This is a genomic window from Rhizobium pisi, assembly GCF_003938655.1.
In the GTDB taxonomy this organism is placed as follows: Bacteria; Pseudomonadota; Alphaproteobacteria; order Rhizobiales; family Rhizobiaceae; genus Rhizobium; species Rhizobium pisi.
The window spans coordinates 341874-356866 of the sequence record NZ_RJJT01000001.1 but is presented as its reverse complement, the minus strand read 5'-3'; the positions used below and the strand labels follow the sequence as shown (position 1 = coordinate 356866).

At 59.5% G+C, this 14993-nt stretch carries 13 protein-coding genes and 1 pseudogene; 7 read left to right on the top strand and 7 right to left on the bottom strand.

Going from position 1 to position 14993, the window contains the following annotated elements:
* Nucleotides 1-3: 3 nt before the first annotated feature.
* The 5 genes from EFD55_RS01850 to EFD55_RS01830 all read right to left on the bottom strand — a co-directional run bounded on the left by EFD55_RS01850 (nucleotide 4) and on the right by EFD55_RS01830 (nucleotide 5707).
* Nucleotides 4-1167, bottom strand: coding sequence for a mandelate racemase/muconate lactonizing enzyme family protein (locus EFD55_RS01850; RefSeq protein ID WP_125842409.1), 1164 nt, complete (start codon nucleotides 1165-1167; stop codon nucleotides 4-6).
* 33 nt (nucleotides 1168-1200) lie between these two features.
* On the bottom strand, nucleotides 1201-2298 hold the full coding sequence (locus EFD55_RS01845; RefSeq protein WP_125842406.1) for an ABC transporter ATP-binding protein: 1098 nt from the start codon (nucleotides 2296-2298) through the stop codon (nucleotides 1201-1203).
* Between the two features lie 10 nt (nucleotides 2299-2308).
* A complete protein-coding gene (locus EFD55_RS01840) occupies nucleotides 2309-3199 on the bottom strand; it encodes a carbohydrate ABC transporter permease (RefSeq protein WP_125842405.1) in 891 nt (296 codons plus the stop codon).
* Entirely contained in the window at nucleotides 3196-4155 is a 960-nt protein-coding gene (locus EFD55_RS01835; protein ID WP_125842403.1) for a carbohydrate ABC transporter permease, read from the bottom strand. Before EFD55_RS01835 ends, EFD55_RS01840 begins: the two co-directional genes overlap by 4 nt.
* 73 nt (nucleotides 4156-4228) lie before the next feature.
* Nucleotides 4229-5707, bottom strand: a complete 1479-nt coding sequence (locus tag EFD55_RS01830) for an ABC transporter substrate-binding protein (protein ID WP_125842401.1) — start codon at nucleotides 5705-5707, stop codon at nucleotides 4229-4231.
* Nucleotides 5708-5915: 208 nt separating this feature from the next.
* Between EFD55_RS01830 and EFD55_RS01825 the strand changes: the two genes are divergently transcribed.
* The 6 genes from EFD55_RS01825 to EFD55_RS01800 all read left to right on the top strand — a co-directional run bounded on the left by EFD55_RS01825 (nucleotide 5916) and on the right by EFD55_RS01800 (nucleotide 12883).
* Nucleotides 5916-6626 (top strand): GntR family transcriptional regulator, encoded by a 711-nt coding sequence (locus EFD55_RS01825; protein ID WP_125842399.1) that lies wholly within the window; start codon nucleotides 5916-5918, stop codon nucleotides 6624-6626.
* Between the two features lie 53 nt (nucleotides 6627-6679).
* Nucleotides 6680-7846, top strand: a complete 1167-nt coding sequence (locus EFD55_RS01820; RefSeq protein ID WP_125842397.1) for a mandelate racemase/muconate lactonizing enzyme family protein — start codon at nucleotides 6680-6682, stop codon at nucleotides 7844-7846.
* Between the two features lie 64 nt (nucleotides 7847-7910).
* Nucleotides 7911-9272 carry a mandelate racemase/muconate lactonizing enzyme family protein gene (locus EFD55_RS01815; protein WP_125842395.1) on the top strand — a complete coding sequence of 454 codons (1362 nt, stop codon included), beginning with the start codon at nucleotides 7911-7913 and terminating at the stop codon, nucleotides 9270-9272.
* A gap of 17 nt (nucleotides 9273-9289) precedes the next feature.
* Nucleotides 9290-10489: a mandelate racemase/muconate lactonizing enzyme family protein gene (locus EFD55_RS01810; RefSeq protein ID WP_125842393.1), complete on the top strand. Its 1200-nt coding sequence runs from the start codon at nucleotides 9290-9292 to the stop codon at nucleotides 10487-10489.
* 205 nt (nucleotides 10490-10694) lie between these two features.
* The gene (locus EFD55_RS01805; protein ID WP_125842699.1) at nucleotides 10695-12113 is read left to right on the top strand and encodes an NfeD family protein; all 1419 of its coding nucleotides are present in this window, start codon (nucleotides 10695-10697) and stop codon (nucleotides 12111-12113) included.
* Nucleotides 12110-12883 carry a slipin family protein gene (locus EFD55_RS01800; protein WP_125842392.1) on the top strand — a complete coding sequence of 258 codons (774 nt, stop codon included), beginning with the start codon at nucleotides 12110-12112 and terminating at the stop codon, nucleotides 12881-12883. Before EFD55_RS01805 ends, EFD55_RS01800 begins: the two co-directional genes overlap by 4 nt.
* 83 nt (nucleotides 12884-12966) lie before the next feature.
* On the opposite strand, the pseudogene EFD55_RS01795 reads toward EFD55_RS01800, so the two are convergent.
* A pseudogene (locus EFD55_RS01795) lies at nucleotides 12967-13503 on the bottom strand (hypothetical protein).
* Between EFD55_RS01795 and EFD55_RS33570 the strand changes: the two are divergent.
* A complete protein-coding gene (locus EFD55_RS33570; protein ID WP_245438241.1) occupies nucleotides 13385-13708 on the top strand; it encodes a hypothetical protein in 324 nt (107 codons plus the stop codon). The pseudogene EFD55_RS01795 and the gene EFD55_RS33570 overlap by 119 nt on opposite strands.
* Nucleotides 13709-14131: 423 nt before the next feature.
* Here EFD55_RS33570 and EFD55_RS01790 read toward each other — a convergent pair whose 3' ends face one another.
* Nucleotides 14132-14806, bottom strand: coding sequence for a GntR family transcriptional regulator (locus EFD55_RS01790; protein ID WP_125842390.1), 675 nt, complete (start codon nucleotides 14804-14806; stop codon nucleotides 14132-14134).
* Between the last annotated feature and the right edge of the window lie 187 nt (nucleotides 14807-14993).

Sequence of the window (14993 nt, the reverse complement as noted above, 5' to 3'; positions counted from 1 at the left end):
AAACTACCAGTTTGTGACAGAACCGTCGCGGCGCTTCAGGTGAGGCGCTTCCCAGAAACGAAAGCTCTCCGCCTTAACCGCCTCTTCGTTGACCTCGACGCCGAGCCCCGGCAGATCGCTGACCGGATAGTCGGGACCGTCGAGCCGTGGTTGTACGGGGAAGAAGTCGGAATTATCGAAGCCCAGCTTTGCTTCGGGCGCCCTTGTCTCGAGCCAAGCGAAATTCGGCGCCGCCGCGGCGAGATGGATGGTCGCGGCCGTGCAGACTGGGCCGAGGGGATTGTGCGGCATCAGGTCCACATAATGCGCCTCGCTCCAGCCAGCCACCTTCATCGCTTCAGTGAGCCCGCCAACATTGCAAACATCGAGCCGGTTGAACTGATGGATGCCGCGCTCGATGTAGGGCAGGAACTGCCATTTGCTGGCAAATTCCTCGCCGATCGCGAACGGGATGTCGGTCATCGTTCGCAGGGATTCGTAGGCCTCGGGTGTCTCGTCTCGTATCGGCTCCTCGAGGAAATCAAGCACGCCACGGCCGAGCTTGTTGCAGAAGCTCGCCGCCTCTGCCACCGACAGCCGATGATGATAGTCGATGCCGAGGACGACGTCGTCGTCCAGCGCTTCACGCGCCTTGTTCAGCATTCGTGCGGTCGGCCCGATCGATTCCCGCGGCTCAAAGATATCCCTGCTGTTTTGCCCGATGGGGAAGAAGCGGATCGCCTGCCACCCTTGTGCGCGTAGTTCGCGGGCCCGTTCGATGGCAACATCGCCCTCGGCCTCGTCACCGGTCGAGGCGAAGGTCGGAATGCGGTCGCGCTGCTTGCCGCCCAACAGATCGTAGGCCGGCACCCCCAGCGCCTTGCCCTTGATGTCGTGAAGGGCAATGTCGATCGCGGAAATCGCCGCCTGCAGAACGCGCCCGCCTTCGAAGTATTGGCTGCGATAAACTTCTTGCCAGATCCGACCAATCTGCATCGGGTCGCGGCCGATGAGAAATTCGCGATAGTGCTCGATCGCGCCCGCCACGGCCTTCTCGCGCCCGCTCAAGCCGCTCTCACCCCAGCCGAAGATGCCATCGTCGGTCTCGACCTTGACCAGCATCTGGTTGCGGGTTCCTACCCATACTGGATAGGGCTTGATCGCCGTGATCTTAAGCTTTGCAGTCATCCACGCCCTCGTTTCACACGCATCCGCCTGGTCTTAGTTGGCCTTGAGTGCCATTTCTGTTTCGCCGTCGAACAGATGCATCCGCTCCTGATCGAACTCGAGCCAAATTTGTTCGTCGGGCGCCACGGCAATGGTCGGCGGCACGCTGACATTGACGATGGCGCCTGACAGGAACGCCTGCACGAAAGTGACGTCTCCGGTCGGCTCCACCGTGTAGGCCTTGGCAGGGACGCTTCCAGGTATCGCACTCTTATGCAGCCTGATCGTCGAGTGTCGTGCGCCGAGCACGACTTTCCTGGTTGTTGCCCTCGAGACCTTCTGAGCGTTTTCTGGCGAGAGTTCGAGGCGCCAGCCCTCCGCGCTCGTCAACACAGTGCTGCCGTTTGCCGTTGATGCCTCCAGCGGAACAAGGCTCATCGCCGGGCTGCCGACGAAGCTGGCGACGAACATGTTCACAGGATGGGCAAAGACCTGCGCCGGCGTATCGTATTGCTGCAGGTAGCCGCCGTTCATCACCGCCATCCTGTCGGCCATGGTTACCGCTTCGAGCTGGTCGTGCGTCACGTAGATGATCGTCGCGTTGAGGTCCTGGTGGAAACGCTTGATCTCCGACCGCATCTGCACGCGCAGCTTTGCGTCGAGGTTGGAGAGTGGTTCATCCATCAGGAAGACCGCCGGATCTCGAACGAGGGCACGGCCCAGCGCCACGCGCTGCTGTTGCCCGCCCGAAAGTTCACGCGGCTTGCGCTCGAGCAGCTGCGTCATGTCGAGCACGCGCGCTGCTTCCTTGACCTTCCTGTCGATCTCGTCCCTTGGCAGTTTGCGCATCTGCAGCGGGAACGCCAGATTTTTGTAGACCGATTTCTGCGGATAGAGCGCGTAGTTCTGGAACACCATTGCGATGTCCCGGTCCTTGGGGTCGAGGTCGTTGACCACCCTGTCGCCGATGACGATGTCGCCAGATGTGATGGGGATGAGCCCCGCCACTAGATTGAGCGTGGTTGTCTTGCCGCAGCCTGAAGGGCCGACGAGTGCAACGAATTCGCCGTCGTTGACCGTCAGCGAAACATTGTTGACAGCTTTGAAGCTGCCATAGGTCTTGACCAGATCTTTGAGGACCACGTGGGCCACCGGCAGCTCCCTAGTGCTTGACTGCGCCTTCCGTAAGGGCGCGTACGAAGTATCGTTGCAGGACGAGGAACAGGACCACGACGGGCACACTCATCATGAAGCTCGCCGCCATCAGCCCTGGAAAGTCCGTCGTGTTTTCCGAGAAGAAGCGCTGGATGCCGACCGGCAGCGTCAACTGCTCGTTCTTGGAGAGGAAGGTGTAGGCATAGATGTACTCGTTCCACGCGCCGATGAAGGAATAGATCGCCGTGGCGATGATCCCCGGCGCCGAGAGCGGCATTACGATCAGGATAAAGGCCTGGAACCGTGTTGCTCCGTCGATGCGTGCGGCCTGCTCGAGTTGCACCGGGATGTTGTCGTAGAAGCCCTTGAGCAGCCAGATTGCCAGCGGCAGGCCGAATGTGAGGTAGGTGAGGACGAGCGACCCATGCGTGTTCACCAGCCCGATCGCGCGCATCAGGATGAAGAGCGGCACGAGAAAGATCACCGCCGGGAACATGTTGCGAAGCAGGACGGCAAAGAACAGAAAGTTACGGCCCGGGAAGGTGAAGCGCGAAAACGCGTAGGCCGCAGGAACTGCCACGATCACCGAAAGGATGGTGGTGGCAGTGGAGACGAAAAGGCTGTTCCAGAAGAAGCGCAGGAAGTCCTGACCGACGCTGTTTTGCGGATCGAGCAGCTTCTGGTAACTGGCGAGGGTGGGTTGGTCCGGCCACCATTGCGGTGGGAATTGCATGGCCGCGAAGCCGGACTTGATCGAGGTGATCAGCATCCAGATCATCGGTAATGCGGTGTAAAGCAGCATGAACACAAGGAAGATGCGTCCACCCCACCGCCATCCATCGATGCGGGTACGGCGACGCGCTTGGCTTCGACGAGCAGTCTCGGCAATCGCGCTCATTCGTTTCCATCCTTCCGTTCATTGCCGCTCAACGCACGGACGTAGAAATAGCCGAGCGACATCAGGATCAGGAACAGCAGCACCGAATAGGCTGATGCCACGCCCCAGCGCTGGCGGCCGAAGGCGAGTTCATAAATGTGGGTGATCCAGATATGCGATGCGTTCGACGGCCCGCCGCCGGTCATGATCCAGGGGATGATGAAAGAATTGAAGTTTGCCACTGCCAGCAGAAGGATCGTCACCGTCGAGACGTTTCTCAAGTGCGGAAAGGTGACGTGCCAGAACCGCTGCCATGCATTGGCTCCGTCGACCTTTGCGGCGCGCAGCAACTGATCGGGAACCGTTTGCAGCCCAGCCATCATCATGATCATGGCAAACGGAAACTCTCGCCAAATATTGACGACGATCAGCGAGGGCAGCACCGTGCTGACGCTGTCGATGAAATTCGGCGGCCGGTCGGCCAATCCGAGGCCGACCAACACCGCGCCGATGATCCCAAAGTCCGAATGGTAGATCCACTTCCAGATATAAGACGCGGCGACCGCGCTGATGACCCAGGGAATGATAAGGATGGCCCGCAGGATGCCGCGGCCGATAAAGTCTCGATGGAGCGCCAAGGCGCAGGCAAATCCCAGGACAAATGAGACAAAAGTGGATGCCAGTGTCCAGATAAGAGTATTCGAGGTGACCCTCCAGAACACCGGACTTGTGAGGATGGCGATGTAGTTGTCGAGGCCGACGAAAATCTTGTCCCGGAGTTGTAGGCCAGGCGGTGTATTAAAGAACGACAGCTCGATCGTGTAGTAGATCGGATAGGCAATGACGATGAGCATCACGGCGATCGCAGGAAGCACGTATGCGTAGTCAGCGCGATGCTCCCAAATCCTTCGCAGCACGCCGGACCTATCGGGTTGCAGTCTTCGGCGTGCCTCGGCCTTGCCACTCAAGATTGTCACTGTGCCCTGCCCTTATTCTTCGGGAGAAACCGGCTGCAATCGAGGCGCAGCCGGTCAGATCGGCAGGCTTGGACTAGAGTCCGCCGTCCGTCAGGTCTTTTACCTTCTTGGCTGCGTCGTCCGCTGCTTGGTCGACGGTCATGGCTCCAGTCAGGGCATTCTGCAGCATGTCGGGGACGATGATGTTCATGATCTCGGGCGCCTGTGGCAGCGCCGGGAACGGGATGCCGTACGGCAGCATCGAGGTCGTGACATCAAGGAACTTGATGTTATCAAGACGTTCCTTCATCCATTTGGTCTTGAAGCCGTTAAGGTTTCCCGGGTTCGAGCCGGCATAGGCCATCTTCAGCGACCATTCGGGGCTCGTCCACATGCAGATGATAGCCTTTGCAGCCGGCTCGTCTACCTTGCCGCCCTCCACATATTCGGGCTTCAGGATGTGAATGTTGGAGCCGCCAAACACGACGGCACGTTTGCCGTCGGGGCCGGTCGGAATCAGACCGTAGCGCATGTTGTCGATGACGGTCTGCGCCTTGTCCTTGTCGCTGCCCGTCGTCTTCTTCTGGAGGTCGAGCATGACGTTGTAGTCGGACGGGTGCGAGATCATCATGCCGAGCTGGCCAGCGAGGAAGAGGGGCTGGTTGTCGGCCTGCTGGTTGGTGAGCGCCGAAACGGGAACCGACTTGTCGCGAACATACATATCGTAGGAGGCTTGCAATGCCGCCTTGCTCTGCGGGCTATTGAGCTCGACCTTCTTATAGGTCGGGTTGGCGGTGGCTTCATCGAAGACGCCGCCGCCATAGGCCCACAGCTGCGGCATGAAGCGGTACGGCGTATTGCCGGCATTCTTGCGAGCCACGAGGCCGTAACCGGCAATGCCGAGTTTGTCGTGGATCTGCTTGGAATACTTGACGACGTCGTCCCAGGTTGCCGGAGCCTTTTCCGGATCGAGGCCTGCACGCTTAAAGATGTCGGCGTTCCAGATAAACGCCATCGTCTCATTGTTGGTGGGAATGCCGTAGGTCACCCCCTCCCAGGTTACAGCCTTCATTGCGCCGGGCCAGAAATCCTCGGTCGAATACCCTACATCCTCGGGTTTGAGCGGCTGCAAATAGCCCTTTGAGGCGAACTCGGTGCCGCCCAGGATCTGCAGGCGGACCGCCATGGGCGCTGCATTGCCAAGGAGTGCGGTCCGGAACTTATCCAGCAGGTCGTTATAGGTGAGGGCTTGTTCCTCAAGCTGGATGTTTGGATAGGTTTTGCGGAAGGTCTCGAAGAACTCCTTGTAATATTGGCGCAGGAGGTCGGGGTCGCCCTCGAACACGCCCTGATACCAGAAAGTCAGTCGCCCCTTGTAGTCGAGCGGCGTGACCTTGGCGCAATCGGCCGCGGTGTCAAAATCCTGTGTGCCGGCAATGGAGCGCACATATTGCGGCGACCACTTGCTCAAGTCGACCGGCGCACCCAGCGCAGACGCGGACATCAACGATACCATCAAAACAGTGGAGACAGTGCCGCGCAGGACGGCACCACCGAGTGAAATCCTCGTCATAGGTATCCTCCAGGTTCTCTCCCATGCCGCTCTGCGTCGAGGCGAGCGGTCTTTGCTCGTGGCCGCGGGACGTTTCCGGCCAAATGTATTTTTTCGAGCTCATCATACGTTTTCAGATCAGAGATTGCCTGTCAACTAGCAAAATCGTACATTGTTTGTAGCAACATCGCGTGATATCCGAGCAATATGTGTATTCATGGGGACAGCCTTGGCCGAAACAAGCGATTTTAAAGCACAGCCACCCGAAGGGATCGACGCTATCGGGGCCTCCAGCGAGGGTGCCTCGCTTTATCAACTGATCAGGGAAGACATCATTGAAGGGCGGCTCGCTGCCAACGAACGGCTTGTGGTCACCGATCTCGCCCGGCGCCATGGCACTTCGACCAACCCCGTGCGCGAGGCTCTGCAACTGTTGCGCGGGGAGGGCTTTGTCACCCTCGTTCCCAACCGCGGAGCGCGCGTCCGGCCCATCGATCAGGATTTCGTTCGGGACATCTACGAGATCGGAGTCTTGATCGAGCCGGCACTGACCCGATGGTTCGTGAATATGGCCACCGTCGAGGACATTGCTGAACTCGAACGCATCCAAGGCCTGATTGAAGAGAACGACTTCGTCGACACGTTGAGGCACAGCGAGCTGGACACCGCCTTTCACACCGTCATGTATCAAAAGCACTACAACCGCCATGCCGCCGAGCTTTGGTGGAAGCATCGCGAAGTGCTTCGAGCCGTGAGCCGGCGCTTCAACTTCACGCTCGCCCGGCGTGCCGCGATCCTGAGCGAGCATCGCGAGCTCATCGCGCATGTAAAAGCTGGAAATGCGAACGAGGCTGCCGAACTCATTGCACGCCATGTCGAAGGCTCCGGCCGGCACATCCTCGAACACATGCGTGCGCGTAACGCCGCTCGGGCAGGATAGAATACAGGACCTGGAATACCGTTATCCCGACCACTTCAGATAAGGCAGTTGAGATGAAAATCACCAGCGTTCGGCCGTGGCTCATCAAATCCGATGCTTCTTATTGGGGAGAGTATCTGTTCGTTGAGGTGACAACCGACGAGGGGCTGAGCGGCTGGGGAGAGATCACCACCACGACAAGGCTCGCCAATCGCGCGCTCTGCACGATCCTGCGGCAGATCGGTGCCGCTGTGACAGGCGAGGACCCGGCGCGTATCGAGTATCTGTGGCACAAGATATTCCGCAGCTTCACCTACATGGGCAGTCGCGGCGCCGCAGTCGAATGCGTGAGCGCCATCGACATAGCCCTTTGGGACATCCGAGGCAAAGTCCTTGGCAAGCCAATTTACGAGCTGTTGGGTGGACCGGTACGCGATGAAATTGCGCTCTACACCCACCCCAACCAGGCCAAGTTTACCAGCAAGGAGGCTGTGGTCCGGGAAATTCGAGACATCGTCGAGTCAGGCCACACTGCGCTCAAGTTCGATCCTTTCCCCTACCAAGGCCACACCGCGGATGGTCAACCTCGCGAACAGCGGGACGGTTACCTCGATGGCAGCATGAGCCGCAAGGATGAGCGCGAAGCTGCCGAACTGACGGCTCTGATCCGCGAAACGGCAGGCCCTGATGTCGACATCCTCATCGATGCGCATGGCCGGTTTGACGTTCCCACTGCCATTCGCCTTTGTCGAAGCCTCGAGGAGGCTGGTCAGATCGACTGGTTCGAGGAGCCCTGTCCACCGGAGAGCCTCAGCGCTCTCAGACAGGTCCGTGAGAAGGTCAGCGCCGCGATCTCATGGGGCGAGCGTGGCCACACGAAGTGGGATTTCGTGCCGGTGCTCGAAAACAGGCTCGCCGACTACATCATGCCTGATGTCACCTGGACCGGCGGCATTACCGAACTCAAGAAGATTTCCGCCTTATGCGAAGCCTACTACATCCCGGTCTCGCCGCACGACGCCGCAGGACCGATCAACGTGGTTGCGGGAGCGCAGGTGATGATGACCGTTCCTAACTTCTACAAACTCGAAACGTCAGAGTGGAACCTGGGCAAATACGATCACCTCATCGACAGGCCGCTCGATGTTTCGAACGGCAGCCTCAAGCTTACGCCCAAGCCTGGTCTGGGCGTCGAAATGAACCGCGACTACCTTCAAAGCCACGAGATAGAGTTGGACTAGCAACGCTCCATGCCGCCGCAGCCGTGCGCGGCGACGAACCCCGCCGACAGAACGAGGATAAATCATGCCAGAAGCAGAGGAAGCCGACGAGGCGCTCAATCGGGTGAACACGCATTCCAAGCCGTCCGACCTTCGCATTACCGACATGCGGGTCGCCGAAATTGTCGGCGCGCCGTTCACCTCGGTGCTGCTCAAGATTTACACGAACCAGGGCATCGTCGGACTTGGCGAGGTGCGCGACGGCGCCAGCGCCACCTACGCGCTAATGCTGAAAAGTCGGTTGCTCGGCGAGAATCCTTGCAACATCGACCGCCTGTTTCGCCGGATCAAGCAGTTCGGCGGGCACGGCCGGCAAGGCGGCGGCGTATCGGCGGTCGAAATCGCGTTGTGGGATCTTGCCGGCAAGGCCTATGGTGTCCCTATCTACCAGATGCTCGGCGGCCGGTTTCGGGAGAAAGTGCGCGTCTACTGTGATACCGACGCCACCGTGCCGAGCGGTACCGAGACCGGCAAGCGCCTCAAGCAGCGCATGGAGCTAGGATTCACCTTCCTCAAGATGGATCTGGGATTGATGCAGATCGCGGATGTGCCCGGCGCGGTCGTGTTTCCTGCCGGCTCACTGGAAGGGTACCGGGACAGTCCGGGCCGCGGACCGCTGAAGACCCTTGAAGAGCGGCGCGTCCGCAACGCTGCCTACGATTTGCATAATGTCCCGCACCCGTTTACCGGCCTGCACTTTTCCGACAAGGGCCTCGACCTGCTTGAGCAATACATCGCCGAGGTTCGTGAGGTCATCGGCATGGATGTGCCGCTGGCGATCGACCATATCGGCCATATCTCCATGCAGAACGGCATTCGCCTTGCCAGGCGAATTGAAAAATACGTCCCGGCCTGGCTCGAGGATGTGATCCCCTGGCAGTATACCGAGCAGTACCGACAACTGCAGGACGCCACCACGGTGCCGATCTGCACTGGCGAGGACATATACCTCAAGGAGGGCTTCGAGCCTCTGCTGAAGAGTGGCGGCGTCTCGGTTATCCATCCGGACCTGCTTACCAGCGGGGGCATCCTCGAGACCAAGAAGATCGGCGATATGGCGCAGGACCATGGTGTCGCCATGGCCATCCACATGGCAGAAAGTCCAATCGCCGCAATGGCCGCCGCACACGTGGCGACCGCGACCGAAAATTTCATGGCGCTCGAATACCATTCCGCCGATGTCGACTGGTGGGACGATATCGTCACCGGCCTTCCCAAGCCGCTGGTGAAGGACGGCTTCATCACTGTTCCGGACAAGCCTGGCCTGGGGATTGACGACGTCGTCGACGAGGTGATCGCGCAACATCTGCAGCCGGGTGTCACCGGCATCTGGCGCCCCACGGATCACTGGGACGATGAATATTCCTGGGATCGCACCTGGAGCTGAGGCGAAAAGGAACAAAGATGAAGATCACCGATCTGCGCTGCGCCGTTATCGGCAAACACCCGATCGTGCGCATCGTCACGGACGAGGGCCTCTATGGCTTGGGCGAAGTCGAGTTCACCAAGTCCTACCTCAAGCCCTTTGTGCTGCATTTCCGCGAGGCGCTGATCGGCGAAGACCCGACCGACGTCGAGAGAGTCATGCTGAAGATCCGCCAACGCGGCTCTTTCAAGCCGTACGGCGCGGCAGTGAGCGCTATTGAGCATGCGCTGTGGGATATTGCCGGCAAGGCCGCGGGCGTGCCCGTCTATAAGCTGCTCGGCGGGAAGGTGCGGGACAAGGTGCGGGTCTACAACGGCTCGATCCGCCGGAAACGCACGGGCGACCGGCCGGAAGATTACGCGGCTGACGCCAAATGGATGATGGAGCAGCCGCAGAACTTCTTCATGGTCAAGCAAGGAATCTCGTTCCACTCCAACATGAAGGACACCATCGAGGACTTCCACTACGGCGTGACGCAGAAGAAGGCCGGCTATCACGGCGCCATGGATCAGGGCGTGATCAGCGAGCGCGGTTTCAATCACATGCTCGACTGCGTGATCGCGATGAAGGAAGTGCTGGGCGACAAAGTCAGCCTGGCGCTCGACTGCGGCCCGGGCTGGATGCTGCCCGATGCGATCAAGTTCGCTCGCGCGGTCGAGAAGTACAATTTGATGTGGCTCGAGGACATGCTGACTGGCGACTACGTGCCGTGGGTCAATCCGCAGGCCTATCGGGAACTGACCATCTCCACGTCCACGCCAATCCACACTGGCGAGCAGATCTACCTGCGGCACAATTTCAAGGAACTGATCGAGACGCAGGCGGTGCGCGTCATCGGCCCCGATCCGGCCGATATTGGCGGTATTGCCGAACTCAAATGGGTCTCCGAGCACGCCTACATGCACTCGATCCTGATGGCGCCGCACGGGACCGCCAACGGCCTGCTAGGCCTCGGCGCGTTGATCAATGTCTGCGCCACCTTGCCTGCAAATTACATCGCGTTCGAATATCCGAGCGCCTCCGACCCCTGGTGGGAGGATCTGGTAGTCGGCTTGCCGCCGCAGATCGTGAAGGACAGTATGGTGGACCTGCTGGAAGCGCCGGGGCTCGGCCTCGATATCGACACCGCAGCGGCCAGGCGATATCTCAGGGAAGAGGATGCGGGCTTCTTCGACTGAACCCATTAAGGGGCTATTGCCCCACGGGCCGCATGATGTCCGCAATGTCCTTGCCACCCACATTCTGAAGCAGACCGGTTCGTATGAACAGGCGAGCTACGCGATCCAAGATACGCGGGCAACGCGGGTCCTGCCAACCCCATGGAAACGAAGCGCCAGAAACTTCTGCCTTATCTTTTGGCAAATCTGGCGTATATTTGAGTGTATGAATATAGATCGGGTGACCGTGCGGCCCCGGAGGTATTGCCGAGAGGCAATCCGTATTTTCGCTTTGGCATTGGTCTGGGGTTCAGCATTCCTGTTTTCCGTCGCCCCGACAGCGGGCTCGGAACGCGTCGCTTTACTGCTGCGATTGAATGGCGCCGTCAGCCCGGCGTCCGCCGACTATCTGATACGCGGCATCCAGCTTGCCAACGAACGTAAAGTGGCGTTGGTCGTCCTGCAAATGGATACGCCCGGCGGTCTCGATACGTCGATGCGGGACATCGTTCGCGCAATCCTTGCCTCGTCTGTGCCGGTCGCGAGCTACGTGGCTCCAAGCGGCGCCCGTGCGGCCAGCGCCGGCACATACATCCTCTATGCCAGTCATATCGCCGCCATGGCGCCGGGGACTAATCTGGGCGCCGCAACGCCCATTGCTCTCGGTGGGAGCGGACAAGACAACGGCCAGAACGGCGACAGCAAGGAGCGACAGTCGCCCAACGCTGCAGAGGCAAAGGCAGTGAACGACGCGGCTGCCTATCTTCGGGGGCTGGCCGAGTTACGCAATCGCAACGCCGACTGGGCGGAAAAGGCGGTACGGGACGCAGCCAGCCTCTCATCGACTGCGGCCGAACGCGAAAAGGTCATCGATTTCGTCGCGCTCTCCGTCGACGAGCTGATGGCGAAAGCCAATGGTCGCACGGTACGGGCAGGAGGAGTGGACATCCGGCTTGATACGACGGGCCTCGCTGTCCAGAGCATCGAGCCTGACTGGAGAACACGCCTGCTTTCGGTCATCGCCGACCCGAATGTCGCTCTCATGCTGATGGTCATCGGCATTTACGGCCTGATATTCGAGTTTCTCACGCCCGGAGCGGTTATCCCGGGAACAGTCGGCGGCATATGCCTGCTGCTCGGTCTCTACGCCCTGGCACTGCTACCGGTCAGCTATGCCGGCGTCGGCCTTATCGTGCTTGCGGTTGCTCTCTTTGTCGTGGAGGCGCATGCACCGACATTCGGCATCCTCGGCCTTAGCGGTGCGGTCGCCCTCGTCCTGGGCGCAACCATTCTCTTCGATACGGATGTGCCCGATCTGGAAGTGAGCCGGCAGGTCCTGGTTGGTATCGGTGTTTCGGCCCTCGCCTTCAGCCTCATTGTCGTTCGCCTTGCATTCGGCGCGCGCCGGCGTGCCGTGGCGACCGGTGCGGAGCAGATGATCGGCATTTCGGGGAAAGTCTCCAGTTGGACGGGCACGACCGGCTACATTGTCACGCATGGAGAGCGCTGGAGCGCCGCCTCCGCCGAACCGCTCACGGACGGAGACGACGTGACGGTCATTGCGAGAGATGGGTTAACCCTCGAGGTCACCCGTGATCCCCACAAGAATAGGGGACCTCAAGAAAGCAAGGAGAAGCGCAGATGACCATGATTGGAGGTTTCATCTTCTATATCGTCGCAGTCGTCCTGTTGCTGATCACCCTGGCGAGCGCGATCAAGATCTTGCGCGAGTATCAGCGGGCCGTCGTCTTTACACTTGGCCGATTTACCGGCGTGAAAGGCCCCGGATTGATCCTGCTTGTTCCCTACGTACAACAAATGGTGCGGGTCGACCTGCGCACGCGCGTGCTCGACGTACCCAGCCAGGACGTCATCTCCCATGACAACGTTTCGGTTCGAGTCAGCGCGGTGATTTACTTCAGGGTCATCGATCCGGAGAAGTCAGTGATTCAGGTCGAGGATTTCATGGCAGCCACGAGCCAGCTTGCCCAAACGACGCTGCGCTCGGTGCTCGGCAAGCACGATCTCGACGAGATGCTCGCGGAACGCGACAGGCTCAACGAAGATATCCAGAGAATGCTCGACGCCCAAACGGATGCGTGGGGCATCAAGGTGGCCAATGTTGAGATCAAGCATGTTGACATCAACGAGTCGATGATCCGTGCGATTGCAAGGCAAGCTGAGGCAGAACGCGAGCGGCGTGCAAAAATCATAAACGCCGAGGGCGAGCAGCAGGCTGCGGCAAAGCTGGTGGAAGCGGCTGAAATGCTGGCCAGACAACCGTTGTCAATGCAACTGCGCTACCTGAGCACGCTGAACGTTATTGCCGGGGAAAACAGTTCGACGATCATATTCCCGTTCCCCATGGAACTCATCCATCTCCTGGGCGGCAAAGCAGACAAGCCAACTGAATGAGCAACGGCATGTCCTCGGCGACAAGCCGGAGGCATTGTGTTGCCTGCCTAGCCGTTTACTTGCTCAAACGCTTCGGCGAAGATTCACAACGCGTCCTGCGGTGACGGGACATCGACGCGAATGGCCCGCGAGAAATTCGGCGAAAGACCGTCGTCGTGCGCCCTTGCAGCGATGTGTGCGGCTGAGCGCAGTTGCGACAGGGGAACCGAGATGTCCAGCGCGCCCCGGGTCATAGGCGTATTCCGGCAGGTATCCGTTGACGACGAGGCGCCAGTCTGTCGGCACGGCGTCGCCTGCGACGCGCATCATCTTGACGATGGTCATCGTGGAGTTGGTCGTCAGCGAATTGTAGAAGACGGGCGTGGCCGCTGACGAGCGACGTCCGGAGCCCACGCGCCATTTGCCGGCGGTTCGATCGTGCTCCACCAGACGAGGACAAGGACGAACGCGGCCGCAAACGCGAGGACTGCACGAAAGCGCCTTCTGCCAAAGAGGGCCACGATGACCCAGGCGCCAAAAAGCCCGAACAAGATGGCGCTGGCGTGCCTGCCGATCTCGGGCAACGGCAAGCGGTACCAAAGCGCGAGCGACGACCAGGCCAATGCAAAGGCGACAAGCAACAGGAGCACTGCAATGATGATCGCACGGATCGGTCAAACCATTTTTGCTTTTCCAAACGAGTTTGAAGCATCTGTCCTGATCATTGGACCCTATCGGTTTCCCGACTCGAAGCCCAGAACCTATCCGAGGCGACGGGGCACCGGATCCTCCATTTTGGTATGGCTGGAATTCCGTTGGCGTGACCGACGTTGCCAACAGGCGTGACAAGACCGAGAATTCCTCCGCGACCCTATTCCTCTCCCTTCAGAGCGTCGGGGGACTAAGGGAAAGGCCGCCAACACGACGAATTCTCGCAGCTATCCGTCTTCGAATTTTCAATGTGGGGTGCGGCCGCCATCAACTGGCCGGCCCGGTTTGTCTCCAGCTTGGATCCGGCTAAACGCTGCTTTTCTTTGATTTTCTCCGGAAGAAAAGGAAGGCCACTATAATGACACACGTGAACCTGGATATCGCGCTGATCTTCCGGCCCTACCTCGATGAGGCGTAGCGCGCTTCTCCTATTTGCATCCCAAGGTGACCGTCACCACCACGGAGGGCGCCGTCGAGGTGAGCAGTTCCGACGCGAAACGACGGGGCGTTCTTCGTAAGAGGGTTAGTGGGGCCTGATTTTAGGCGTCTCGCATCCCTCTACTCTCCGGCCGTTGCAAATACCGCGCTGGCATCGCTGACAATTTCCACATGAGAATATGCCGCCTGCCCCGCGGCCGCGGCGTCCGCGCGCATGATCGCAGTCACGATCCGGCCGTGCTCCTCATAGGATTTTGCCAGACGCCCGGGCAAACGGAATTGTGCCCGCCGAAAAGGTGCCAGTCGCGCCCGCGTCTGCATCACCATCTCGAATACATGATCATTATGCGCGCCGCGATAAAGCCGGGTGTGGAATTCGGTATTGTGAGCAGAGTATTCCTCTTCGGCCCCGGCATGCACCAGCCTCATCGATGCCCGATGCTCCAACTCCAGCGCGCGCCGCTCGTCGACCGTCATGCGCTCGGCCGAGAGCCTGGCGCAGATTGCTTCAAGCTCCGCCATCGCCTCAAACATCGAATGCAGGTAGGACTCGGTGACATTGGTAACGAGGGCACTGCGGTTTGGCTCACGCACGACCAATCCCATGGCGCCCAGCTCACGCAAGGCCTCGCGTACCGGCGTGCGCGAAACGTCGAAACGAACCGCAAGCGATACCTCGTCCAGCTTCGCGCCCGGCAGGATCTCGCCTGTGACGATCATGTCGGAAATCGCCCGCACCATCTGTTCGACGGTGGTTCCGGTGCGGATCACTTCTCTGCGTCTGGTCTGCTTCACAATACGAATCTGCTCACATCAACACTCTGCATACAGATGCAGCTCGAGGTCCGATAAGTCAAATAAGGAGTGAAGCTGTTGTTAAATTTCCGCTTTCTGATGAATAAGGGAGCTTTAGTAGCACAGTGTAGCAGCAATTACGCGGACAATATGAGCAAAAAATACCTGTTGCTTACTTTTTACTCAA